The organism is Bradyrhizobium roseum (assembly GCF_030413175.1).
GTDB classification, from domain to species: domain Bacteria; phylum Pseudomonadota; class Alphaproteobacteria; order Rhizobiales; family Xanthobacteraceae; genus Bradyrhizobium; species Bradyrhizobium roseum.
The window spans coordinates 7,059,539-7,083,214 of the sequence record NZ_CP129212.1 but is presented as its reverse complement, the minus strand read 5'-3'; the positions used below and the strand labels follow the sequence as shown (position 1 = coordinate 7,083,214).

The window sequence follows — 23,676 nt, the reverse complement described above, 5'->3', positions numbered from 1 at the left end:
CCTTGGCTGACGCCGGCCCGGTCGTCCTCTAAAAGTGCACAAAAAACCGACAGCCTTCAGCGCCGGATTTCCCCAGGCAAAGGGCGGCTTAGGCATTAAATTCAAGATATTTCAATGGCTTGGCAGTGTCATCCAACTGTCATCGAACCTTCGTAAAAGCTCTATCGACCGCTCCTAGACCAGCGGCAAGTGAGCGCTATCGGGCGCAACAAGCGCTTCGCTCACCAGATGGAGACCAACCATGAATTTCATGAAAGCTATCGTCGCTGCCGGCCTGGTCGCCGCTTCGACGTCGTCATTCGCTGCCGACATTACCGGCGCGGGCGCGACCTTCCCGTTCCCGCTCTATTCGAAGTGGGCCGATGCCTACAAGAAGGAGACCGGCAACGGCCTGAACTATCAGTCGATCGGTTCCGGCGCCGGCATCAAGCAGATCGTGGCCAAGACCGTGACGTTTGGCGCCTCCGACATGCCGCTCAAGCCGGAACAGCTTGACAAGGAAGGCATGATTCAGTGGCCGCAGGCGATGGGTGCACTGGTGCCGGTGGTGAACCTTGAAGGCATCAAGCCGGGTGAACTGGTGTTTTCCGGCGAGCTGCTCGGCGACATCTATCTCGGCAAGGTCAAGACCTGGAACGATCCGGCGATTGCCAAGCTCAACCCGAAGCTGAAACTACCTGCCGACGCCATCACGGTCGTGCGCCGTTCTGACGGCTCCGGCACCACGTTCCTCTGGACCGATTACCTCTCGAAAGCCAATGCCGAGTGGAAGACGAAGGCAGGTTCCGGCACCGCGGTCGAGTGGCCGACGGGCGTCGGCGCCAAGGGCAATGAAGGCGTTGCAGGCAATGTCAGCCAGACCAAGAACTCGATCGGCTATGTCGAGTACGCTTACGCCAAGCAGAACAAGCTGACCTACGGCGCGATGATCAACAAGGCCGGCAAGACCGTACAGCCGACCATCGGGGCCTTCCAAGCTGCGGCTGCCAATGCCGACTGGGCGGGCGCCAAGAACTACTTCGTCATCCTGACCGACCAGCCCGGCGAAGCGTCGTGGCCGATCACCGGCGCGACCTTCATTCTGATGCACAAGGATGCCACCGACAAGGCGGCGTCCAAGGAAGCGATCAAGTTCTTCAAATGGGCTTTCGAGAAGGGCGACAAGATGGCCGAGGAGCTCGACTACATTCCGATGCCGGAGCCCGTGGTCAAGCTGATCGAGAAGACCTGGTCGGCCGACATCAAGAGCTGATCGGCAAGTGCCTCACAATAAGCTCGCTCAACCCGGTCTTGGCCGGGTTGAGCACCCCTCTCGGGATAGGAGAGGCAAGAAAAATGCGCGAGCCCAAAAAAGCCGTGCACCGACGTCCGGGTCATTGGGCTATAAGTACAGGGGATTGGCGTGGCAGAAATGGCGGTTGAGCGCGACGTAATGGATGCTGCCGGACCTTACGATCGTGCGAGGGCGCTCAGCGCCTTCAAGTTCGGCGACGTCACCTTCTACTGGATTACGCGCGCCTGCGCGATCTCGGTTCTCCTCATCCTCGGCGGCATTATTCTATCGCTGATCGTCGGCGCATGGCCGGCGATGCGCGAGTACGGCGCGGCCTTCCTGTGGACGCAGCGCTGGGCGCCGTCGGCCGATCCGCCGGTTCTCGGCGCGCTCGGTCCGATCTACGGCACGTTGATCACCTCCGTGATCGCGATGATGATCGCCATTCCGGTCGGCCTCGGCATTGCGGTGTTTCTCACCGAGATCTGTCCGATCTGGCTGCGTCGTCCGATCGGGCTTGCCGTCGAACTGCTCGCCGGGATACCCTCGATCATCTACGGCATGTGGGGCTTCTTCGTGCTGGGCCCGTTCCTGGCCAACAATTTCCAGCCGTTCATGATTTCCGTGTTCGACGGCGTCCCGGTGCTCGGAACCATCTTCGCGGGTCCGCCGTCCTATCTCAGCCTGTTCAACGCGGCCTTGATCCTCGCCATCATGGTGCTGCCCTTCATTACCGCGATCTCGGTCGACGTCTTCAAGACGGTGCCCCCGGTATTGAAGGAAGCGGCCTATGGCGTCGGCTGCACCACCTGGGAAGTCGTCCGCAACGTCGTCATTCCCTACACCCGGGTCGGCGTGATCGGCGGCATCATGCTGGCGCTCGGCCGTGCGCTCGGCGAGACCATGGCGGTGACCTTCATCATCGGCAATTCGTTCAAGATCCAGTCCTCGATCTTCGCGCCGGGCACCACGATTTCCGCCGCGATCGCTTCCGAGTTCGCCGAGAGCGATGGCTTGCATCAATCCGGCCTGATCCTGCTAGGCCTGCTGCTGTTCGTCTTGACCTTCTTCGTCCTGGCGGCCGCGCGCCTGATGCTGATGCGGCTGGAAAAGAAGGCGGGGAGCTAAGATTATGAACCCGATCTACGCATCCCGCCGCCGCAACAACATCATTGTTAAGTTTCTCTGCCTGGGCGCCGCCTTGTTCGGTGTCACCTGGCTGGCGCTGATCCTGTTCACGCTGTTCTACAACGGTCTCGCCGGGCTCAACCTCGCCGTCTTCACCCAGGATACGCCGCCGCCGGGTTCGACCGACGGTGGCCTGCGCAACGCCATCGTCGGCTCGATCATGATGACCGTGATCGGGGTCGGCATCGGCGCGCCGCTCGGCCTGTTCGCGGGAACCTATCTCGCCGAATACGGCAAGCACGACAAGCTGACGTCGGTGATCCGTTTCATCAACGACATTCTGTTGAGCGCGCCGTCGATCATTATCGGCCTGTTCATCTACGGCGCGATTGTGGTGCCGATGGGCGGCTTCTCGGCGTTCGCCGGCTGTCTGGCACTGGCCGTGATCGTGATCCCCGTGGTGGTCCGCACCACCGAGGACATGCTGGGACTGGTGCCCAATCCACTGCGTGAGGCAGCCTCCGCGCTCGGCCTGCCGCGCTCGCTGGTGATCCGGCGGATCGCCTATCGCGCCGCGCGCGCGGGCCTGATCACCGGCGTGCTGCTGGCGACAGCGCGCGTTGCCGGCGAGACCGCGCCGCTGCTGTTCACCGCGCTGTCGAACCAGTTCTTCAGTCTCGACATGACCAAAACGATGGCGAACCTGCCGGTCACCATCAACAACTTCGTGCAGAGCCCCTATGCCTACTGGAAGCAACTCGCCTGGAGCGGGGCGCTGCTGATCACGCTCACCGTATTGGCCCTGAATATTGGCGCGCGCGTTCTCGGCGCCGAGAGGACATCCAAATGACCGAACTCTCCGTATCCGTGAGTAATGCGAGCGGATCCGTTCCGCAGGTGGCGCTGCCCGAGGCGCCGCCAAAGGTGACCGCCCGCGGCTTGAATTTTTACTATGGCGAACATCACGCGCTGAAGGATATCAATCTGACGCTCGGCACCAACCGTGTCACGGCCTTCATCGGCCCGTCCGGCTGCGGCAAGTCCACGCTGCTGCGGATCTTCAACCGGATGTACGATCTCTATCCCGGCCAGAAAGCGACCGGCCAGTTGATGCTGGACCAGACCAACATTCTCGACCCCAAGCTCGACCTCAATCTGCTGCGCGCCCGTGTCGGCATGGTGTTCCAGAAGCCGACGCCGTTCCCGATGACGATCTACGAAAACATCGCCTTCGGCATCCGCCTCTATGAGAAGATCTCCAAGTCCGAGATGGACGGCCGGGTCGAGAAGGCGCTGCGCGGCGGCGCGCTGTGGAACGAGGTCAAGGACAAACTCAATGCCAGCGGCCTTTCGCTGTCCGGCGGCCAGCAACAGCGGCTCTGCATCGCGCGTACGGTCGCGGTGCGGCCGGAGGTGATCCTGTTCGACGAACCCTGCTCGGCGCTGGATCCGATTTCGACCGCCAAGATCGAGGAACTGATCACCGAACTGGCGGAGGACTACACGATCGCGATCGTCACCCATAACATGCAGCAGGCGGCGCGCGTCTCCGACAAGACCGCCTTCATGTATCTCGGCGAGTTGATCGAGTTCGACGACACCAACAAGATATTCACCTCCCCGAGCGATCGACGCACGCAAGATTACATCACCGGCCGGTTCGGTTGAGGAGATAGAAAATGGCTTCTGAACACACCGCCAAGGCGTTCGACAGCGACCTCCAGGAATTGACCCGTCTCGTCGCCGAGATGGGCGGCCAGGTCGAGCGCATGATCACCGAATCCGTCGACGCGCTGGTCCGCCGCGACGTCGCGCTCGGCAACCGCGTCGTCGCGGCCGATGTCGAGGTCGACCGTCTGCAGCACCTGATCGAGGAGCGCGCGGTGCTGACCATCGCACGGCGCCAGCCGATGGCGGTCGATCTGCGCGAGATCGTCGGCGCCATGCGTGTCGCCACCGACCTGGAGCGGATCGGCGATCTCGCCAAGAACATGGGAAAGCGCGTCGCCGCGCTGGAGAATGATTTTCAGCCGCTGAAGCTCATTCGCGGCCTGGAGCACATGACCGACCTGGTGCAATCGCAGGTCAAATCGGTGCTGGACGCCTATGCGGCGCACGACCTCCCGGCGGCGCTGGCGGTATGGAAGGGCGACGAGGAAGTCGACGCCATCTGTACCTCGTTGTTCCGGGAACTCCTGACCTATATGATGGAAGACCCGCGCAACATCTCGTTCTGCATTCACCTGATGTTCTGTGCCAAGAATATCGAGCGGATCGGCGATCACGCGACCAACATCGCCGAAACCGTGTTCTACATGATCGAAGGCCAGCAGATGCTCGACAAGCGCCCGAAGGGCGACATGACGACGTTTGCCACCACGTTGCCTAGTACTTGAGGAATAAAAGATGAGCGCGCGCATTATGGTGGTCGAGGACGAAGAAGCGCTGACCACGCTGTTGCGCTACAACCTCGACGCCGAAGGCTATGAGGTCGAAACCGTCGGCCGCGGCGACGATGCCGATACGCGGCTGAAGGAGCGCATTCCCGATCTCGTCGTGCTGGACTGGATGCTGCCGGGCCTGTCGGGTATCGAACTGTGCCGTCGCTTGCGGGCGCGGCCGGAGACCAAGCAGTTGCCGATCATCATGCTCACGGCGCGCGGTGAGGAGAGCGAGCGGGTGCGTGGCCTTGCGACCGGCGCCGACGACTACATCGTTAAACCGTTTTCGGTGCCGGAGTTGCTGGCGCGGGTGAAGGGTCTGCTGCGGCGGGCAAGCCCAGAGCGGCTCGCTACCGTCTTGACCTATGGCGATATCGAACTCGATCGCGAGAAGCGCCGCGTCGCGCGCTCGGGCCGCTCGATCGATCTCGGCCCGACCGAGTATCGGCTACTGGAATTTTTCCTGGAGCATCCCGGCCGCGTGTTCAGCCGCGAGCAATTGCTCGACAGCGTCTGGGGCCGCGACATTTACATCGACGAACGCACCGTCGACGTCCACATCGGCCGGCTGCGCAAACTCCTCAACCCGGGCCGCGAACAGGATCCGATCCGCACCGTGCGCGGCGCGGGATATGCGCTGGATGATCGGTTCGCGAAGGTGGAGTCGTAGCACGGCTCCAGTGCCTCACCCTGCATTCTATCGCCGTCCCCGCGAACGCGGGGAGCCATAACCACGAATCTCGATTGTTGAATTGAGCCCGGAGCTCACGCTCGCCAAAACCCCACACACCTGTGGTGATGGGCCCCTGCGTTTGCAGGGACGGCCGCTTTGGAGTATCGCGCGCGACTTAACGGGTCGGCTTCGGTGCCGCACGCCGCCGATCGGACGCCGGCTGATACGCCACGCGCGAGTGATGCGCGCAGTAGGGCAGTCCCGAAAGCGCCTTGCCGCCGCAGAAGAAGAATTCCGGGCTGGCGGGATCGCCGACCGGCCAGTGGCAGGTGGCTTCGTTGAGTTCGAGCAGCGACAGCCGCTGGCTCATCGGCACCACGTTGTCGAAGGCGATCGGATCGGGTTCGATCTCGACCTCGAAGGCGTGCGCCAGCGCGGTGTTGCCGCGCGAAACCGGGCGCGACACGCGCACCATCTGCTGGGCCGGGCGCGCCTTGCGCTGCCGCGGCGCGGCCGAGGAGGGTGACTTGGCGCGGCCGGAGAGGCCCAGCCGGTGCACCTTGCCGATCACAGCGTTTCGGGTCACATTTCCGAGTTCCGCGGCAATCTGGCTTGCCGACAAGCCGGCTTCCCAGAGCTTCTTCAGCTGCTCGACGCGATCGTCGGACCAGGTCAATACCGTCATCGTAGTCTTTCCTTCGCACCGCGCCGGCCGATATGGGGCAGCGCGGGCGACGTCATTCGTCTCAAAAAACCCTGCGGTCAGAATCCCTTAGCCCTCGCCGGGCGCGGAAAGCGCGCCCGAACGTGTACGCAATACAAAATGGACTCTTAGGGATAAAAACCGCCGCACGAGATGTCGTACCCGACAGCCCAAAAGCTACAATATGGCGTGACTCCGGCGCAAGAGTCCGCGCCCCAACGTCCACATGTTCCGACATGTAGGCACGATACTGCGTGTTTTCCACCACACCGCAATCCTACGGATTTAGCCCTCCTGAGATGCAGGAAAGGCGTGTTCCATGGCGTGTTGACAGCGCTCCGCGCCCACATAGAATGCCTCTCACGTGCCGCCCCAAAGAGGCGGCACGTTTCGTTTCGCAAGACCGGCTGTCGCCGCCTCGCGCCAAGGCACCGATGTCAAGGCACGGACGTGCTCCACGGCAGGTCTTGAAGACAGGGCTCGAACCTCAAGTGATTGCCATGACCCATAGCGCCGCCTCGCATTTGCTCCCCGTCTTTGCCAGGGTCGACCTCGGCTTCGAACGCGGCGAAGGCTGCTGGCTGACATCGACCGGTGGCGAGCGCTATCTCGACTTCACCTCGGGCGTCGCGGTCAACGCGCTGGGCCACTGTCATCCGCACCTGATCGCGGCGCTGCAGGAGCAGGCGACAAAACTCTGGCACATGTCGAACCTGTTCAAGAGCCCGGACGGAGAGAAGCTCGCCGCGCGGCTGTGCGAGCAGAGCTTCGCCGACATGGTGTTCTTCTGCAATTCCGGCGCGGAAGCGATGGAAGGCGTGATCAAGCTCGTGCGCCGCTATCAGTTCTCCAAGGGCCATCCCGAACGCTATCGCCTCATCACCTTCGAGGGCGCGTTCCACGGCCGCACGCTCGGCACGCTTGCCGCCACCGGCTCCGCCAAATATCTCGAAGGCTTTGGCCCGCCGATGGACGGCTTCGACCAGGTGCCGCACGGCGATCTCGAAGCGGTGAAGAAGGCGATCGGTCCGCATACCGCCGGCATCCTGATCGAGCCGGTGCAGGGCGAGGGCGGCGTGCGTTCGGCGCCGCAGTCGTTCTTCAAGGCGCTGCGGCAGCTCTGCGACGAACACGGCCTGCTGCTGGCGTTCGACGAAGTGCAGACCGGGATGGGCCGCACCGGCGATCTCTTTGCCTACAAGCGCATCGGCGTCACCCCCGATGTGATGTCGCTGGCGAAAGCGCTGGGCGGCGGCTTTCCGATCGGCGCGGTGCTGGCGACTGCGGAAGCGGCCAGCGGCATGACGCCCGGTTCGCACGGATCGACCTTCGGCGGCAACCCGCTGGCGATCGCCTCGGCCAATGCGGTGCTCGACGTCATGCTCAAGCCCGGCTTCTTCGACCACGTGCAGAAGATGTCGCTGCTGCTGAAACAGAAGCTCGCCTCCGTGGTCGACCGCTATCCCGCCATACTCGCGGAAGTGCGCGGCGAGGGGCTCTTGATCGGCGTCAAGGCCGTGGTTCCCTCGGGCGATCTCGTCAACGCGCTGCGGGACCAGAAATTGCTCACCGTCGGCGCCGGCGACAATGTGGTGCGCTTCCTGGCGCCACTGATCGTGACCGAGGCCGAGCTCGAGGAGTCCGTTCAGATGCTGGAGCGCGCCTGTGTCGCGCTGTCGGGCAACCAGTTAAAGAAGGCGGCGGGATGATGAGTAAACCCGTCCGCCACTTCCTCGACATCAATGAGCTGCCGCCTGTCGAGTTGCGCAACATGCTTGCCGCGAGCGCCGCGATGAAAGCGAAGCTGAAGGCGCACGAAAAGGCCACGAGGCCGCTCGAAGGCAAGACGCTGGCGATGATCTTCGAGCGTCCCTCGACCCGCACACGGGTGTCGTTCGATGTCGGCATGCGCCAGCTCGGCGGCGAATCCATCATGCTCACGGGCGCGGAGATGCAGCTCGGCCGCGGCGAGACCATCGCCGACACCGCGCGCGTGCTGTCGCGCTATGTCGATGCGATCATGATCCGCATCCTCAACCACGATGCGCTGCTGGAGCTCGCAGCGCACGCCACCGTGCCCGTGATCAACGGGCTGACGCGGCGCTCGCATCCGTGCCAGGTGATGGCCGATCTGATGACTTTCGAGGAGCATCGCGGGCCGATCGAGGGCAAGACCGTGGCCTGGACCGGCGACGACAACAATGTGCTGGCGTCGTGGGCGCATGCGGCGGAGCGATTCAAGTTTCAGCTCAATGTCGCGACCCCGCCGCAGCTCGCGCCAAACAAGGCGATGAAGGACTGGATCAAGGCGACGCAGGCACCGATCGTGCTCGGCACCGATCCCGAAGCCGCCGTGCGCGGTGCCGACTGCGTCGTCACCGACACCTGGGTCTCGATGGGCGACAAGGACGGCGAGCACCGCCACAACGTGCTCAAGCCCTATCAGGTCAATGAGAAGCTGATGTCGTTGGCCAACAAGGACGCGATCTTCATGCACTGCCTGCCGGCGCATCGCGGCGAGGAAGTCACCGATGAGGTGATCGACGGCCCGCAGTCAGTGGTGTTCGACGAAGCCGAAAACCGCCTGCATGCGCAGAAGGGTATTTTGGCCTGGTGCTTTAACGAAGTGGCGTAGCTCTTGACGTCGTCCCCGTGAGCGAAGGGCCACGTGCCGCGTGATCTGACGATTGCCGAAGTGTGTCAGACGTGGTGCTTCACGATTGCACCCTGTGGCTATGGGTCCCTGCGCCAGGTGCGCAATTGCGCACAAGGCAACGACCCGTGGAGGGAGCTCTGGCCCCCTTCAATTTTCGCTTCTCGACCCCAGATAAGGCGCCATGGATTCACAATCAGACGCAAAAATCACGATCGAGGCGCCGGTTCGCGCGCCGTCGTCCGTTCCCGTCGATGATGCGGTGCTGCCGTTCGAGGTTGCCGAGCTCGACCTGCGCGGCCGGCTGACCCGGCTTGGCCCTGCGCTCGACGACATCCTGACCAAGCATGATTATCCGACCCCGGTCGGAAAATTGCTCGGCGAGGCGATCGTGCTGGCGACATTGCTCGGCTCGGCGTTGAAGTTCGACGGCCGCTTCATCCTGCAGACCCAGACCGACGGTCCGGTGTCGTTCCTGATCGTGGATTTCCAGTCGCCCGACCGCCTGCGCGCCTATGCGCGCTATGACGCAAAGCGGCTGAAGGACGGCCAGGATTCGGGTGCGTTGCTCGGCAAGGGCCATCTGGCGATGACCATCGACCAGGGCGCGGACATGAGCCGTTACCAGGGCCTGGTGGCGCTCGAGGGCGGCGGTCTTGAGGACGCTGCGCATGAATATTTCCTGCGCTCCGAGCAGATCCCGACCCGGGTGCGGCTCGCGGTCGGCGAGGAGTGGCGCGGCGGCGATGGCAGCGGCCCGAAGCATCGCTGGCGCGCCGGCGGCATGCTGCTGCAATTCTTGCCGAAGGCGCCAGAGCGCGCGCGGCAGGCCGACCTGCATCCCGGCGACGCGCCGGAAGGCGTGGTGACGCATGAGGTCGCCGAGGACGACGCGTGGGTCGAGGGCCAGTCGCTGATCGGCACCGTTGAGGATGTCGAACTGATCGATCCCGATCTGTCGGGCGAGCGGCTGCTGTACCGGCTGTTTCACGAGCGCGGTGTGCGCGTGTTCTCGCCAGTGGCGCTGCGGGCGCAATGCTCCTGCTCGCGGGACGCGGTTTCCGCGATGCTGAAGAGTTTTGCGCCAAATGACCGCGCCGAGATGGTCAAGGACGGCAAGGTGGTGGTGACCTGCGAATTCTGCTCGTCGGTCTACCAGTTCACGCCGCATGAAGCCGGCGTCGAGGAGTAGCGCCGTTTCGTAGATGGGCCAGGGCCGGTGACCCCATCCACAATTCGCCTGTCGTCCTAGCTCAGCAGCGTGCGAACCTTGGTGGCGGCGTCATAGATTTCGATCTGGAGCATCGGATAGGCCGACTTCAGTTTTCGTCCCGCCGCTTCGGCCGCTTCCGCCGTGTCGAATTCCGATTTGAAGTGGCCGTCGACGACCGTCACGAAGCCCTCGGTCGGGGGGCGGTCGGCTCTCGTCGGCTTTCTCGGCTCAGGTTCTTCAAGGGTGAGGACGGGTTTTTTCATCATCGTTTCTTTCTGGTTTGTCATCTCGGTTCGATGTGGAGCGTCGAACGGATGAAAGCAACCGTTGGCGCCCACGTTGCCCGGATATGGGCTCAGGCCGCCGCCGACGTCAGGGAAGCCATCGGCACGTCGAATGTATAGACGAACCCGGTCGGCTCATAGGTCAGCCGCACGTCGCCCCGGAGCTGCCTGCCGAGCGTCTCGATCAGCCGCGTGCCGAAGCTGCGCTTTTCGGGCGGGCGGACGGCTGCGCCATTCCTTTCCGTCCATGTAAGGTGCAGGCGCTGCGCCTGCTGATCCAGCGTCCAGTGGATGTCGACGCGCCCTTGCGGGACCGACAGGGCGCCAAACTTGGTGGTATTGGTGCAAAGCTCGTTGAGCGTCATCGCGATGGCGATGGCGGCGCCCGACATCATCCGGATATCGGGTCCCGCGATCGAGAATTTGGGCTCATCGGGACTATCGAAGGCCTCGGTGGCGCTGCGGACGATCGTGGCAAGGTTCGCGCTGCTCCATCTTGCCTGCAAAAGCAGATCATGCGCGCGCCCCAGCGCGAGCAGCCGGCCCTCGATGGCCTGCTGCGCGTGCCCGGCGTCGGGCAGTCCGCGCAGGCTCTGCGAGACGATGGCGCCAACGGTTGCGAGCGTATTCTTGATACGATGGTGCAGTTCCTCGAGGATCAGCTTCTGCAGCTTGTCCGACGCCTCGCGCTCCCTGGCGTCGATGCCGGCCGTGGCCAGCAGACTCTGTGCATTGATCTCGGCTTGCGCGAGCAAGAGCCGCAGGCTGACGTTTTCTGCCGCCAGATCGTCCTGATATGGTGTTGCGCTGCTTGCGGGACGCGGATCGGTTCGGAGATCGGCTGGGGACATCGCCGATTGTATCACCATAGGTTGGGTACCGCACTGATCTTCGGAGGCTGGGTTTTTGCCGCAGTCATGCGCTTTGGGCTGGATTCGGCGCCAAAGTGCTGACGCCTCAGGCGCGGCCGATCATTTCACGCATTTCGGCGATCACTTCCCCGGCATCGAGCGGCTTGCCAAGAAACGTGCTGTGGGGAGGAAGATCGAGATGCGGCAGGTTCAACTGACCCGATACAACGATGATCCTGATCGCGGGCCAACGCGCATGCACGGCCTGCGCAAGGCCGACGCCGTCCATTTGCCCTGGCATCTGGATGTCGGTGCACATCAGTGCGACGTCGGATCGGGATTCCAGGATGGCGATCGCCTCGGCGGCATCCATCGCCTCGACCGGCGTGTAACCGGCGTCTTCGACCATGTCGACCGCACGCATGCGAAGCATCATATCATCCTCGACAATGAGAACGACGGCGGGAACGCCGGAATGGTCAAGCGCCATCGTCGAGGAGCCCATGGGACGCGGCCATGGAGTTATATAAGTGTTCATCCGGGACAAGCATCTCGTGGCCCATACGATCCCCGACGGCATAACAATAATACCCCACCTTGCCGCCAGCGGACCAAGCCTCCGTCATGCGGCAGGTGTGTCGCGCTTGCCGCCGAAAAGGCGTTGGATGTCGGAGGCATTGCGCAGGACCAATGCCTTTTGCATCGCCTCGGTGCGCTCATCCCCCGGAAGCATCCCGCGAGCCCTGTCCAGGGCGGCGTCCGCGCCCGTGTTCAGATCTTGAGCCAGCGTCGATGGGTTCTGTTTCTGCCGTGAAGCTGCGTGACGCCGGGTTACCATTGGGCAACCGTCGCAGCGGCGACCAGCAGCACAAGAAAGATCGGCATCAACACCGGGGGCACCCACCACTCACGAAGGTCTAATCTGGAATTTGGCATATGACCGCCTCTGGTTTTAGGCGGGAGCGCAAAGCTCTCAGTCATCGATAACAGCCAAGGGGCGCGCGATGATACCGACCATATAGCGATCGTCCGCCGAATAGCGAGAAGAATCGTAGTTTGTTTTCGGCGCGGGACCTGACGAGCCTTGTAATGCGACACTGAGTAGCCACTTCAAAGGCAGCGCAATCGTATTGCCCGGCATCCCCTTTGCGGCAGCGCAGACGCCACGCCAAATCTTTTCAATGACACTGACCAACCGCACGTCGCATCGATGGGCGCGTCGCCGGTCAGCGCAACTTCGCCGGCGAGAGTCGATCGGTCCCACCCTCATGATCGCGTTTCCAAATCATAGCCGCTCATACGACCAGACTCGGCGAGCCGTGCGGTTCTGGGGGCACGACAGCGCGCTGGAAGCGACGTTCTTCATAGACGAAGGCGCGTTGCGGCGTATCCAGCCGGACGCGCGTCTCGACGAGTCTGGATTCCTGAATGCGTTCGATTGCAACCGCGATGCGATATGCGCTGCGGCTGCGAAGATCTACGTCCGTGGAGGCCGGGGTTCTTACGATCTGGTCGCGGCAGATTTTCGAAAATGAACGACTGATCTGATCTGCGAGGCTGACGAGTGGGCGCTGCGTCGGTCGCGACGAAAACTGCACGCGCTCGGATTCCCGGAGAAAGCCATGGATATCAATTCGGTGCCGACGCTCCTTGTCTGCGGAGCGTTGTTCGTTCTCTCGTTCGCAATGATTGGGGCTTTCTGGTATGCGGAACGGCTGCGGGGCACAAACGCCCCGCACGTCTGAATCCGGCCAGGCTGACGGACCGCGCGTCGGCGTGCGTGCGCGATCCCGACCGATGCGCGATGAGAGTTCACATCGAAAAGCCGCGGATTTCTCCGCGGCTTTAATGCTGGTCAGACTGTCGTCGGCTTAGTAGCGATCGGTGCCGATTCCGACGCTGACGCCGGGAGCACGGATGCCGATGCCGGCACCCTCGCTATGGCCACGACGGCCGATATAGCGCTCGCGACGGGGAGCATATCCGTAGGAATCCCTCTGCTCGCGGATGATGACGCGGCGCTGGCCACGCTCGCGCCAGCACCGGCCGGCTTCATTGCAGACCATGCGGACGTTCTGAATGTTGCTCTCCGGAGCGGATACTGCATTCGGGGAAAACGGTGCAGCGGAAGCGGCCGTCACGAGAAGGGCGCTTGCGCCGGCGGCGAGATAGATCGCGAGGGTTTTCATGTTATTTCTTTCAAAAATGATTGTGTCAGCGAGCCAATAGGCTCGTAGGGCAATGGTTCCTTTGGCCGGGAAACTAATCTTCCCCGATCGCGTCGGATGAACATCATGGTTAAGGGCGGCAAACGACAAGCCGGGCGGCGGCCGGAAAGCGTGCGCCGTGCAATTTCACGAAGCTTCCTGAGATGGCTTTTCGAAATAATTGATCCCGGTAAAGCCCGGTGATGACGAGCGCCAGGCGCTCGTCAGTTCAACACCCGCCTGTTGTCGGGGCTATCGAGCGAGAATGTCGGCACGTCGATCTCGAACCGTTCGCCGCTGGCGCTGACCATCTGGTAGCGGCCGGCCATGAAGCCCGACGCGGTCGGCAGCGGCACGCCGCTGGTGTATTCAAAGCGCTCGCCCGGCGCCAGCACCGGCTGCTCGCCGACCACGCCCTCGCCGCGGACTTCCTGCTTGCGGCCCGTCGCGTCGGTGATGACCCAGTGCCGGGTGCGCAGTTGCACGGTCTCGGCGCCGGTATTGGTGATGACGATGGTGTACGACCAGAAATATTGCCCCTTGTCGACCGACGAGCGCTCGGGCAAAAAGTTCGGCTCGACGGTGACTTCGATCTGGCGGGTGACGGCGCGGTACATGCGGGCAAACTTCCGGAAATCCTGCGTATATCATAGCCAAGAATGCCGGGGGAACAATCACCGGTCTGCCGGGTTTGCCGGTCGTTTGATCGCGGTTTCAACATAGTTCCGTTCTAGAGCGCGCCCGCGCGCGGTCCGTTCCCGTATCTGTCGGCGTATCTTGTATGCAGGGTGCGGGCCGATATGATCCGTCCCGGACAGTGCACGCATAAAAAGCCAAACCAGCGGTGCCAGATGTCGTCCATTGCCGATCCCGTTATCGCAACGCCTCGCAGCGACAGCAAGCCTGCCTCAGCTTCTGCGCCGGCGATCACGCTGCCCGCGACCGGCGAGCGTGAATTGCGGCTCGACCTGTTTCGCGGCATGGCGCTGTGGCTGATCTTCGTCGATCACCTGCCGGCGAACATCCTCACCTGGTTCACCATCCGCAATTACGGATTTTCCGACGCCACCGAGATCTTCATCTTCATCTCCGGTTACACCGCCGCCTTCGTCTACGGCCGGGCGATGCTGCAGGCCGGCTTCGTGGTGGCGACCGCGCGGATCATGCGCCGGGTCTGGCAGATCTACGTCGCGCATGTGTTCCTGTTCACGATCTTCCTCGCCGAGATCTCCTACGTCGCCACCCGGTTCGAGAACCCGCTCTACAGCGAGGAAATGGGCATCCTGGATTTTCTCAAGCAGCCCGATGTGACCATCGTGCAGGCGCTGCTGCTGCGCTTCCGTCCCGTCAACATGGACGTGCTGCCGCTCTACATCGTGCTGATGCTGTTCCTGCCGATCATCCTGTGGCTGATGAAGTGGCGGCCCGACGTCACGCTTGGTCTGTCGGTGCTGCTATACGCGCTGGCCTGGCAGTTCGACTGGTACCTGACGGCCTATCCGAGCGGCTTCTGGATCTTCAACCCGTTCGCCTGGCAGTTGCTCTTCGTGTTCGGCGCCTGGTGCGCGCTCGGCGGCGCCGCGCGGATGTCGCGCATCCTGTCGTCGCCGGTGACGCTGTGGATCTGCGTCGCCTATCTGCTGTTTGCGTTCTTCGTCACGCTGACCTGGCACATCCCGCAGCTCAGTTTCCTGATGCCGAAGCGGCTGGAACAATGGATGTACCCGATCACCAAGACCGATCTGGACGTGCTGCGATTTGCCCATTTTCTGGCGCTTGCCGCACTCACCGTGCGCTTCCTGCCCAAGGATTGGCCTGGGTTGAAATCGCGCTGGCTGCGACCATTGATCCTGTGCGGGCAGCATTCCCTTGAGATATTCTGCCTCGGTGTCTTCCTGGCCTTCGCAGGCCATTTCGTACTGGCCGAAGTTGGCGGGGGCGCCCTTATGCATGCCCTCGTCAGCCTGGTCGGAATCCTCATCATGTGGGGCGTGGCCTGGGTGATTTCGTGGTACAAGCACTCGGCCGACAAGGATGCGGCCAAGGCCAACCGCATGGTGAATGCCGATATGGCTGGAGGCAGCGTATGAGGCCCGGTTCCGGAGCCGTACTAGCCCTGTCCCTGTTCGCCGGCCTTGCGGTCGGCGCGGCGGCGCTTGCCCAAGACGCATCTCGGGACGCATCTCAAGCCGCACCCCAGGTCCCATCTCAAGCCGCGCCTCAAACCCCGCCCCAGGCCTGCGAGGTGCCGGCCTATCTCCTGAGCACCGACGGCCTGCTGCCGAGGGTTGCCGAGGCCGTCAAGAACGGCCGGCCGCTGAACATCCTGGTGGTGGGCAGCCGCTCCTCGACCATCGCCTCCTCGGCCGACAGCGCCTATCCTGCCAAGCTGCTGGCCGCGCTGAAGCAGAAGCTGCCGTCGGTTCCGATAGAGATGTCCGTAGAACTACAAGGGGGCAAGACCGCCGAGGAAACCGACGCCATCCTCATTAAGCTGGTGGAAGCAAAAAGGCCTACTCTGGTGATCTGGCAGACCGGAACCGTCGATGCCATGCGATCCGTCGATCCCGACGATTTTCGCGGGGCGGTCGGGGACGGGGTTGTTGCGCTGCAAAAGGCAGGGGCCGACGTGGTTTTGATCAATCTGCAATACAGCCCGCGCACGGAAACGATGATTTCCGCGCCGCCCTACCTAGATAATATGCGGGTGGTGGCGCAGCAGTACAGTGTTCCGCTGTTCGACCGCTTCGGTATCATGCGTCACTGGAACGACGCCGGAGACTTCGATCTGTTCAGCACCTTCCATGGCCCCGACATGGCCAAGCGGGTTCATGCCTGCCTCGGCCGCGCGCTGTCGAAATTCGTGTTCGATGCGGCCCGCCTGGACCCGGCGCAGCAGAATTAGGGATTTGCCTTAATGAGCCGTCACTACCCTTTTTGTTTGTCGACATTGCCGATCCTCTGCGCCGTGGGCCTCGCCCTGGCGATGCCCGCTGCGGTTTCGCCGGTGCTTGCCCAGACCGCTCCGCAGCAGCCCGCCCAGCAGGCGGCGCTGTCCGATAACGCCCGGTCGGGGAACACGCCAGAACCAAAGCCGGTGGCAGAAAACGCTGCGCCGCCGGCGGCGACGGCTGCCGTCAATCCGGCCGCCCAAAAAGGCGTCACCGGCAAGGCGATCGACAAGGTGAAGGAAGTTGCCAAGTCGGCCGGCGACATCTTCAGCCGCGTGCCGTGCCAGCCGCCGAAGGGCGGCAGCAAGTCGATGGGATCGTTGCCCCACGTCGCCAGCCGCCTGGTGGCGGGTGAGCCGGTCGTGATCGTCGCGTTTGGCTCGTCGTCGACGCAGGGCTTTGGCTCCACCGCGCCGGAGTTCACCTATCCCAATCGTCTCGCCGCGCAGTTGCGCCGGAAGTATCCGACCGCCGACATCACCGTGATCAATGCCGGCAAGGGCGGCGAGGACGCGCCCGAGATGATGAAGCGGCTGCAGACCGCCGTGATCGACCTGCGGCCGGATCTGGTGATCTGGCAGGTCGGCACCAACGCGGTGCTGCGCAACCTCGATCCGGGCGAAACCGCCAGGCTCGTCGAGGAAGGCATTGCGCGCATCCAGGCCGTCGGCGCCGACGTCGTGCTGATCGATCCGCAATATTCGCCGCGGGTCAACGAGCACGCCGAAAGCGCGGGCAGGATGATGACGCTGCTCGGCAAGGTCGCCGAACTGCGCAAGGTCGGTGTTTTCCCGCGCTTCGCGGTCATGAAGGACTGGCACGAGGGCCAGGCGATCCCGATCGAGAACTTCGTGATCTCCGACGGCCTGCACATGAGCGACTGGGGCTACGCCTGCTTCGCACAGTTGCTCGGCGACGACATCATCAAGTCGGTCGGCCAGATCAAGCTCGGCGTCCACGTGCCGGCGGACGTGCGAACGTACCGGCCGATGTAAGATGGGCGAATAGGGAGTAGCGAATAGCGAATGGTTAAAACGCTATTCGCCACCCGCCGTTCGCCGGTTACGCCTTCTCCAGCGCCTGTTCGAAATCCTCGATCAGGTCATCCACATGCTCCAGCCCGGCGGAGAAGCGAATGAACCCTTCGCTGATGCCGAGTTCGGCGCGCGCTTCCGGCGTCAGGCGCTGATGCGTCGTCGTCGCGGGATGCGTGACGAGGCTCTTGGCGTCGCCGAGATTGTTGGAGATGCGCGAGACCTGCAATGCGTTGAGGCAGCGGAAGGCGGCCTGCTTGCCGCCCTTGACCTCGAAGCCGATCAGGGTCGAGCCGGCGCGCATCTGCTTCTTCACCAGTGCGGCCTGCGGATGATCCGATCGTCCGGGATAGATCAGCCGCGATATCTTCGGATGCTTGGCGAGCGCGTCGGCCACCTTCGCCGCAGTCTCGGTCTGCGCGCGCACGCGCACCGCCAGCGTCTCCAGCCCCTTCAGCAGCACCCAGGCATTGAACGGCGACATCGACGGTCCGGTCTGGCGCATGAAATTGTGGATGTGCTCGGCGATGAACGCTTCCGACGACAGGATGATGCCGCCGAGGCAGCGGCCCTGGCCGTCGATGTGTTTTGTGGCGGAATAGACCACGACGTCGGCGCCGAGCGTCAGCGGGCTCTGCCAGATCGGGGTGGCGAACACGTTGTCGACGATCAGCCGCGCGCCGCCCTGGTGCGCGATCTCGGCGATCGACTGGATGTCCAGCACGTCGAGCGTCGGGTTGGTCGGGCTCTCCAGGAAGCACGTCTTCGTATTCGGCTGCATTGCGCGCTTCCACTGGTCGAGGTCGAGACCGTCGACGAGGGTGGACTGGATGCCGTAGCGCGGCAGCAGGTCCTCCACCACATAGCGGCAGGAGCTGAACATCGCCTTCGCTGCTACCACATGGTCGCCGGCCTTCAGTGGCGCGAGGATCGCGGTCGTCACCGCCGCCATGCCGGTCGCGGTCGCGCGCGCGGCCTCGGCGCCTTCGAGTTCGATCATGCGGCGCTCGAACATCGAGATGTTCGGATTGGAAAAGCGCGAATAGAGAAAGCCGGGATCTTCGTTCTTGAAACGCGCCTCGCATTGCTCGGCGGAGTTGTAGATGAAGCCTTGCGTCAAGAACAGCGCTTCGGACGTTTCGCCATATTGCGAGCGCAGGGCGCCGGCATGCACCAGCTTGGTTTCGGGACGGTAGCGCTTGTTCGTAGCAGTCTCAGACATGTGACCTCCGTCGTGACCATCTTTGGAAAATGGTCACAAAAAACCGGCCTGGAAAAATTTCCACAGGCCGGGATCACACGTGTCCCCGGCCTGTTTAGCTACTTATTTAACGTGGCTGCAAGCCGGCCGGCTCAAATCACCACGGGATAAGTCAGGGTGATATTCCCTCCCGCCCTTCCCGTCAAGGCGGCCATCGGATAACCCCTGAAAGCCCATATTTCCGAGGTTTGGATGCTGTTTGGGTTCTATTAAGGATTGCGCCGTGCCGTTCACGCTCCCGCCCGACGCCAACGGGATTCTGCCCGACCGCATGATCGCGGCAATGGCGGATGCGGGTCTGATCCTGCCGCAATATCCCTTTGTCGAAAGCCAGATCCAGCCGGCAAGCCTCGATCTGCGGCTCGGCGATATCGCCTACCGGGTGCGCGCGAGTTTCCTGCCCGGTCCCGACTCCACCGTCGCCGAGCGCATCGACGAGTTGAAGCTGCATGAAATCGATCTCTCCGACGGCGCGGTGCTGGAGACCAATTGCGTCTACATCGTCCCGCTGCTGGAAAGCCTGGCGCTGCCGCGAGAGATCGTGGCCGCCGCCAATCCGAAGAGCTCCACCGGGCGGCTCGACGTGTTTACCCGCGTGATCGCCGACGGCACCCGCCGCTTTGACATGATCGGCGCCGGCTATCACGGCCCGCTCTATGCCGAGATCAGCCCGAAGACGTTTCCGGTGCTGCTGCGCGAGGGCTCGCGGCTCTCTCAGGTGCGCTTCCGCACCGGCGATGCGATCCTCGACGCCGACGAACTCGACGCGCTGCATGATGCCGAGCGGCTGGTCGATATCGACGATGCGGATCTGGCCAATGGCGTGGCGCTGTCGGTCGATCTCTCCGGCGAGAAAGCTAATGGTTTTGTCGGCTACCGCGCCAAGCGCCACACCGGCGTGGTCGATATCGACCGCCGCAGCGGCTACGCGGTCGACGAATTCTGGGAGCCGATCCCGGCCCGGCCGGACGGCAGCCTCATCCTCGATCCCGGCGAGTTCTACATCCTGGCCTCGAAGGAGGCCGTGCAGGTGCCGCCGGACTATGCCGCCGAGATGGTGCCGTTCGATCCCCTGGTCGGCGAATTTCGCGTGCATTATGCCGGCTTCTTCGATCCCGGATTCGGCTATGCCGGCGCCGGCGGGCAGGGCTCACGCGCCGTGCTCGAAGTGCGCTCACGCGAAGTGCCGTTCATCCTCGAGCACGGCCAGATCGTCGGCCGGCTGGTCTACGAAAAGATGCTGTCGCGGCCCGACGCGATGTACGGCCAGAAAATCGGCTCGAACTATCAGGCGCAGGGCCTGAAGCTGAGCAAGCATTTCCGGGTGTAGGTGGTCGAGAGGCCATTACACCAGCACTGCGCCGGCCCATGCTGCGCCTGCGACCAGGATCAAGCCCGGGGTAAGACGCAACGCGAAAGTCGAGCTTCCGCCACTCCAGGCGAATATCATCTTGCTGATCGTATTGGTCGAGAAAGCGACGAGGATGGGAAGCACGGCATCAGCCGCTGTCATCTTGCCGGAAGCAACCAGCGAAGCGATCGCGATGGCCGCGGAATGCGTGTCGACGAAGCCGGCCGCCGCAGCCGCCACGATGACGCCGGTCTCGCCGAACCATTCCCGTAGCGCGGCGGAGGCGATGAGCACCGCGGAAAGTGTCAGGGCAAATACCAAAGCGACCGGGAAGCTGAAGGCGGGTCCTGGCTGCGGTTCGGCTGCGTCCCGCTCGCGCAAGGCCCATACCGTGAATCCGCCGCCATAGGCAGCGGCGGCCATGCCGGCGCAAAGCAGCGGCACGGACAGCGCGCGCAGAGTAGCCGGGCTCGTGGTTGCCAGCACCAGGCACATCTGAATAACCGTGGCGACTGTCGAGAGAGCCGCGCCCGCGACGGCTGCGCTGATGGCATCGGGATTCTTTTGAACCCGGGCGCCCATGGCGCCAATCGTGGCGGCACTCGAAATAAATCCGGATGCGAGGCCTGCGACAGGAAGCCCAAACCGCGCGCCGAGCATTCGAACAAGGATATATCCCGCGGCGCTGATAGCCATCACCAGAATGACGACGATCCAGATCGACCGTGGATTGAGCGCACCGTAGGGACCCATCGCCTGATTGGGCAGCAACGGCAGCACCACCAAGGTCGCGCCGGCGAAGATCAGTGCGTCGTTCACCTCTTTCACTGTGAGAACGGAACGCACGAAATGATGCAGAGGCGTTCGCGCCGCGAGCAGGGCGGCAAGGCCGACGGCGATGCCTGCCGCCAGCGCTGGCTGCTGCATCGCCAGACCGCCCAGCAACGCAGTCAGGATCAGCGCAATCTCGGTCGTAAGGCCGGGATCGTCGCTGCGGGATCGCAAATATGCGATCACCGTCAGCGCTGCCACACCTGTCACCGTGACAGCCAGCATGACTGCACCGCCGACCAGAACGCTGGCTGCACCGGCGAGTGAGGCGACGGAGAAAGTGCGTATCCCAGCCGGTGCGCGGGCTGGACCTCCTCCCTTGCGGCGTTCCCGCTCGGCGCCGATCAGAAGTCCGATGCCGAGTGCTGCGGCGAGATTCAGGAGCACGGACGGGAGGTCAGGCATGTTCTTCCTGTTCGCGGGGAACACCGTCGCCGTTCGGCACGTCGCCGCTGCCGCAGATTGATCAGATATCGAGCATGACGGCAATCGTCTGATATTGATTCAGATCATTACTGGCCGCTCGACGCTTTGGGAAGCTGACGAACTTCGTGACGCCGTTAAAGGTGGCGGCCCCACTCGACAGGAAAGATCGATCAATGAGTCGCCTCCATCGGGAGAACCATCTTGTCGAGCGCATCGGTTGGCTGAGAGCAGCCGTGCTCGGCGCCAATGACGGGATCATATCGACCGCCAGCCTGATATTGGGCGTCGCGTCCGCGGCGGCATCCCGCAACGATATTCTGTTGACCGGCGTGGCCGGGCTTGTGGCCGGCGCCATGTCGATGGCGGCTGGCGAATATGTCTCGGTCAGTTCACAGTCCGATACCGAACATGCAGATCTGGCACGCGAAAAGCGTGAGTTGGTGGACGACCCTGTGTTCGAGAGGGAAGAACTCGCTCAGGTCTATGTCGCGCGTGGCGTCGAGGAGGTGCTCGCGCGCGAAGTGGCCAGGCAATTGATGGTCAAAGACGCCTTGGGGGCACATGCGCGGGATGAGTTGGGTATTTCGGAGATCACCACCGCCCGCCCGGTACAGGCGGCGTTGGCATCGGCTGCGACCTTTTCCGTTGGAGCGGCTGCGCCGCTCGTGCTGGTTCTGGTTTCACCGGCCAATGCGCTGATCCCGATCGTCTCGGTGGGGTCGCTGCTGTTCCTGGCGCTGCTCGGTGCGATTGGTGCGAAAGCCGGCGGTGCGGGATTGTTAAAGCCGACCATTCGGGTGACGTTTTGGGGCGCATTCGCCATGGGACTGACGGCCGGAATCGGCGCGTTGTTCGGCAAAGTCGTCTGAGCGTCCTTGGCGGCTACCGCGCCGCCGATTTTGCCGACGGCGTTACGCGCCAGATCGTGTTGCCGACGTCGTCGGCCACCAGCAGCGCACCCTGCTTGTCGAGCCGGACGCCGACGGGGCGGCCTTGCGCTTCGCCCTTGTCGTTGAGGAAGCCGGTCAGCACGTCCTGCGGCGCGCCCGACGGCTTGCCGTCCTTGAAGGGCACGAAGATCACCTTGTAGCCGGCGCGGGGTTTGCGATTCCACGAGCCGTGCTGGCCGATGAAGGCGCCATCCTTCATCTCGGCCGGAAACAGGTTGCCCGTGTTGAAGACGAGCCCCAGCGAGGCCGTATGCGCGCCGAGCGCATAATCCGGCGCCATCGCTTTCTGCACCAAGTCAGGCCGCCGCGGCTCGACGCGGGTGTCGACATGGTCGCCGAAATAGCTGTACGGCCAGCCGTAGAACGCGCCGTCCTTGACCGACGTCATGTAATCGGGAACGAGATCATTGCCGAGTTCGTCGCGCTCGTTGACGACGACCCAGAGGTCGCCGGTCTGCGGATGAAATGACGGACCGTTCGGGTTGCGCAGGCCCGAGGCGAACACCCGCCATTGGCCACTGGCACGATCGACTTCCAGCACGGCGGCGCGATCCTTTTCGGCCTCGATGCCGTTTTCGCCGACATTGCTGTTGGAGCCGACGGTGGCATAAAGCTTGGTGCCGTCCGGGCTTGCCGTGAGGTCCTTGGTCCAATGGTGATTGAGTGTACCGGCCGGTAGGTCGGCCACCTTGACGCCGGCCGTTTCGATGTTGGTATCGCCCTCGCGATAGGGGAATTTCATGATCGCATCGGTATCGGCGACATAGAAGTCTTCACCGACCAGCACCATGCCGAACGGTGAATTCAGTCCGCTGAGGAAAACGCTGCGCGTCTCGGCAACGCCATCGCCGTTGGCATCGCGCAGCAGCGTGATGCGGTTGGCGCTCGGCACGCCCGCGCCGGCCCATTTCTGCGCCTGCTTAAAAATGAAACCCTTGATGCCCTTGTCGTCGTCCGGCTTGGGCGGCGCATTGCTCTCGGCAACCAGCACGTCGCCGTTCGGCAGCACATAGACCGTGCGCGGATGCTCCAGGCCGCTCGCGAAGGCCGTGACCATCATACCGTTGGCGGCGGTCGGCTTGGCGCCGTCGGGCCAGCGGTTGACCGACGCGATATCGACGGTTGGGATCCAGGAATGCTCGGGCGGCGGCAACTGGGGCGATGGACCAAAGCTCTGCGCCACGGTCGCAGTTTCCTTCGGCTCGTTACAGGCGGCCAGCGGCAGCGCCAGGGCAGCGATGCATACAGTGCGAAGAAAAAGCTTGTTGCGCATGGCGGGTTCCTCGGGGGTTGGCCTTACAATGCGGTCCACGCCCGATCGTTCATGCAGCCCGGCATGAACTTCGCGTGAGACAGGCGGCCGCGACATCCCGCCTGCAATCGCGCAGGCCCCCATTGCGCCTTTCGCAGGCGGAATCGCCGCTCGCCGTGCTAGGAACGGGCGCG

At 63.2% G+C, this 23,676-nt stretch carries 25 protein-coding genes and 1 riboswitch; of the genes, 15 read left to right on the top strand and 10 right to left on the bottom strand.

Going from position 1 to position 23,676, the window contains the following annotated elements; all coding sequences use genetic code 11:
* The first annotated feature begins 241 nt into the window (after positions 1-241).
* The 6 genes from pstS (at position 242) to phoB (ending at position 5,512) form a co-directional block, all read left to right on the top strand.
* On the top strand, positions 242-1,252 hold the full coding sequence (gene pstS / locus QUH67_RS33595; protein ID WP_300944256.1) for a phosphate ABC transporter substrate-binding protein PstS: 1,011 nt from the start codon (positions 242-244) through the stop codon (positions 1,250-1,252).
* A gap of 150 nt (positions 1,253-1,402) precedes the next feature.
* The gene (gene pstC, locus QUH67_RS33590) at positions 1,403-2,401 is read left to right on the top strand and encodes a phosphate ABC transporter permease subunit PstC (RefSeq protein ID WP_407080382.1); all 999 of its coding nucleotides are present in this window, start codon (positions 1,403-1,405) and stop codon (positions 2,399-2,401) included.
* Positions 2,402-2,405: 4 nt separating this feature from the next.
* A complete protein-coding gene (pstA, locus tag QUH67_RS33585; protein ID WP_300944254.1) occupies positions 2,406-3,251 on the top strand; it encodes a phosphate ABC transporter permease PstA in 846 nt (281 codons plus the stop codon).
* Positions 3,248-4,069: a phosphate ABC transporter ATP-binding protein PstB gene (gene pstB, locus QUH67_RS33580; RefSeq protein WP_300944252.1), complete on the top strand. Its 822-nt coding sequence runs from the start codon at positions 3,248-3,250 to the stop codon at positions 4,067-4,069. Before pstA ends, pstB begins: the two co-directional genes overlap by 4 nt.
* 11 nt (positions 4,070-4,080) lie before the next feature.
* The gene (gene phoU, locus QUH67_RS33575) at positions 4,081-4,797 is read left to right on the top strand and encodes a phosphate signaling complex protein PhoU (protein WP_300944250.1); all 717 of its coding nucleotides are present in this window, start codon (positions 4,081-4,083) and stop codon (positions 4,795-4,797) included.
* Between the two features lie 10 nt (positions 4,798-4,807).
* The gene (phoB, locus tag QUH67_RS33570; protein ID WP_300944248.1) at positions 4,808-5,512 is read left to right on the top strand and encodes a phosphate regulon transcriptional regulator PhoB; all 705 of its coding nucleotides are present in this window, start codon (positions 4,808-4,810) and stop codon (positions 5,510-5,512) included.
* A 178-nt stretch (positions 5,513-5,690) separates the two neighbouring features.
* On the opposite strand, the gene QUH67_RS33565 is transcribed toward phoB, so the two are convergent.
* Positions 5,691-6,200: a GcrA family cell cycle regulator gene (locus QUH67_RS33565; protein WP_300944246.1), complete on the bottom strand. Its 510-nt coding sequence runs from the start codon at positions 6,198-6,200 to the stop codon at positions 5,691-5,693.
* A 518-nt stretch (positions 6,201-6,718) separates the two neighbouring features.
* Here QUH67_RS33565 and QUH67_RS33560 point away from each other — a divergent pair.
* The 3 genes from QUH67_RS33560 to QUH67_RS33550 all read left to right on the top strand — a co-directional run bounded on the left by QUH67_RS33560 (position 6,719) and on the right by QUH67_RS33550 (position 10,063).
* Positions 6,719-7,927: an aspartate aminotransferase family protein gene (locus tag QUH67_RS33560; RefSeq protein ID WP_300944244.1), complete on the top strand. Its 1,209-nt coding sequence runs from the start codon at positions 6,719-6,721 to the stop codon at positions 7,925-7,927.
* Positions 7,927-8,853 carry an ornithine carbamoyltransferase gene (gene argF, locus QUH67_RS33555; RefSeq protein ID WP_300948264.1) on the top strand — a complete coding sequence of 309 codons (927 nt, stop codon included), beginning with the start codon at positions 7,927-7,929 and terminating at the stop codon, positions 8,851-8,853. The genes QUH67_RS33560 and argF overlap by 1 nt, the downstream gene beginning before the upstream one ends.
* 202 nt (positions 8,854-9,055) lie before the next feature.
* A complete protein-coding gene (locus QUH67_RS33550) occupies positions 9,056-10,063 on the top strand; it encodes an Hsp33 family molecular chaperone (protein WP_300944242.1) in 1,008 nt (335 codons plus the stop codon).
* 56 nt (positions 10,064-10,119) lie between these two features.
* On the opposite strand, the gene QUH67_RS33545 is transcribed toward QUH67_RS33550, so the two are convergent.
* From QUH67_RS33545 to QUH67_RS33530, 4 genes are all read right to left on the bottom strand, one after another.
* A complete protein-coding gene (locus tag QUH67_RS33545; RefSeq protein WP_300944240.1) occupies positions 10,120-10,347 on the bottom strand; it encodes a hypothetical protein in 228 nt (75 codons plus the stop codon).
* A gap of 92 nt (positions 10,348-10,439) precedes the next feature.
* Entirely contained in the window at positions 10,440-11,219 is a 780-nt protein-coding gene (locus QUH67_RS33540) for a sensor histidine kinase (RefSeq protein WP_300944238.1), read from the bottom strand.
* Between the two features lie 106 nt (positions 11,220-11,325).
* The gene (locus tag QUH67_RS33535) at positions 11,326-11,655 is read right to left on the bottom strand and encodes a response regulator (RefSeq protein WP_407080381.1); all 330 of its coding nucleotides are present in this window, start codon (positions 11,653-11,655) and stop codon (positions 11,326-11,328) included.
* Between the two features lie 537 nt (positions 11,656-12,192).
* Positions 12,193-12,420: a hypothetical protein gene (locus tag QUH67_RS33530; protein ID WP_300944234.1), complete on the bottom strand. Its 228-nt coding sequence runs from the start codon at positions 12,418-12,420 to the stop codon at positions 12,193-12,195.
* Here QUH67_RS33530 and QUH67_RS33525 point away from each other — a divergent pair.
* Positions 12,401-12,754 carry a DUF1488 family protein gene (locus tag QUH67_RS33525; RefSeq protein ID WP_320416115.1) on the top strand — a complete coding sequence of 118 codons (354 nt, stop codon included), beginning with the start codon at positions 12,401-12,403 and terminating at the stop codon, positions 12,752-12,754. The two genes, QUH67_RS33530 and QUH67_RS33525, sit on opposite strands and share 20 nt — an antisense overlap.
* 336 nt (positions 12,755-13,090) lie before the next feature.
* Here QUH67_RS33525 and QUH67_RS33520 read toward each other — a convergent pair whose 3' ends face one another.
* Positions 13,091-13,408 (bottom strand): hypothetical protein, encoded by a 318-nt coding sequence (locus QUH67_RS33520; protein ID WP_300944230.1) that lies wholly within the window; start codon positions 13,406-13,408, stop codon positions 13,091-13,093.
* A 242-nt stretch (positions 13,409-13,650) separates the two neighbouring features.
* On the bottom strand, positions 13,651-14,043 hold the full coding sequence (gene apaG / locus QUH67_RS33515; RefSeq protein ID WP_300944228.1) for a Co2+/Mg2+ efflux protein ApaG: 393 nt from the start codon (positions 14,041-14,043) through the stop codon (positions 13,651-13,653).
* Between the two features lie 234 nt (positions 14,044-14,277).
* Here apaG and QUH67_RS33510 point away from each other — a divergent pair, with 234 nt between their 5' ends.
* The 3 genes from QUH67_RS33510 to QUH67_RS33500 are packed head-to-tail and all read left to right on the top strand — an operon-like array spanning position 14,278 to position 17,372.
* The gene (locus QUH67_RS33510; protein WP_300944226.1) at positions 14,278-15,516 is read left to right on the top strand and encodes an OpgC domain-containing protein; all 1,239 of its coding nucleotides are present in this window, start codon (positions 14,278-14,280) and stop codon (positions 15,514-15,516) included.
* Positions 15,513-16,331, top strand: a complete 819-nt coding sequence (locus QUH67_RS33505) for an SGNH/GDSL hydrolase family protein (protein WP_300944224.1) — start codon at positions 15,513-15,515, stop codon at positions 16,329-16,331. The genes QUH67_RS33510 and QUH67_RS33505 overlap by 4 nt, the downstream gene beginning before the upstream one ends.
* A gap of 12 nt (positions 16,332-16,343) precedes the next feature.
* Positions 16,344-17,372 (top strand): SGNH/GDSL hydrolase family protein, encoded by a 1,029-nt coding sequence (locus QUH67_RS33500; protein ID WP_300944222.1) that lies wholly within the window; start codon positions 16,344-16,346, stop codon positions 17,370-17,372.
* A gap of 67 nt (positions 17,373-17,439) precedes the next feature.
* Here QUH67_RS33500 and QUH67_RS33495 read toward each other — a convergent pair whose 3' ends face one another.
* On the bottom strand, positions 17,440-18,633 hold the full coding sequence (locus tag QUH67_RS33495; protein ID WP_300944220.1) for an O-succinylhomoserine sulfhydrylase: 1,194 nt from the start codon (positions 18,631-18,633) through the stop codon (positions 17,440-17,442).
* Positions 18,634-18,706: 73 nt separating this feature from the next.
* A riboswitch (SAM riboswitch) is annotated at positions 18,707-18,786 on the bottom strand.
* 109 nt (positions 18,787-18,895) lie between these two features.
* Between QUH67_RS33495 and QUH67_RS33490 the strand changes: the two genes are divergently transcribed.
* A complete protein-coding gene (locus QUH67_RS33490; RefSeq protein WP_300944218.1) occupies positions 18,896-20,002 on the top strand; it encodes a 2'-deoxycytidine 5'-triphosphate deaminase in 1,107 nt (368 codons plus the stop codon).
* 15 nt (positions 20,003-20,017) lie between these two features.
* Here the strand turns inward: QUH67_RS33490 and QUH67_RS33485 are convergent, their stop codons facing one another.
* Entirely contained in the window at positions 20,018-21,259 is a 1,242-nt protein-coding gene (locus tag QUH67_RS33485; protein WP_300944216.1) for an MgtC/SapB family protein, read from the bottom strand.
* 194 nt (positions 21,260-21,453) lie between these two features.
* Here QUH67_RS33485 and QUH67_RS33480 point away from each other — a divergent pair, with 194 nt between their 5' ends.
* Positions 21,454-22,149 (top strand): VIT1/CCC1 transporter family protein, encoded by a 696-nt coding sequence (locus QUH67_RS33480; RefSeq protein WP_300948263.1) that lies wholly within the window; start codon positions 21,454-21,456, stop codon positions 22,147-22,149.
* A 13-nt stretch (positions 22,150-22,162) separates the two neighbouring features.
* Here the strand turns inward: QUH67_RS33480 and QUH67_RS33475 are convergent, their stop codons facing one another.
* Entirely contained in the window at positions 22,163-23,503 is a 1,341-nt protein-coding gene (locus tag QUH67_RS33475) for a PQQ-dependent sugar dehydrogenase (RefSeq protein ID WP_300944214.1), read from the bottom strand.
* Positions 23,504-23,676 lie beyond the last annotated feature (173 nt).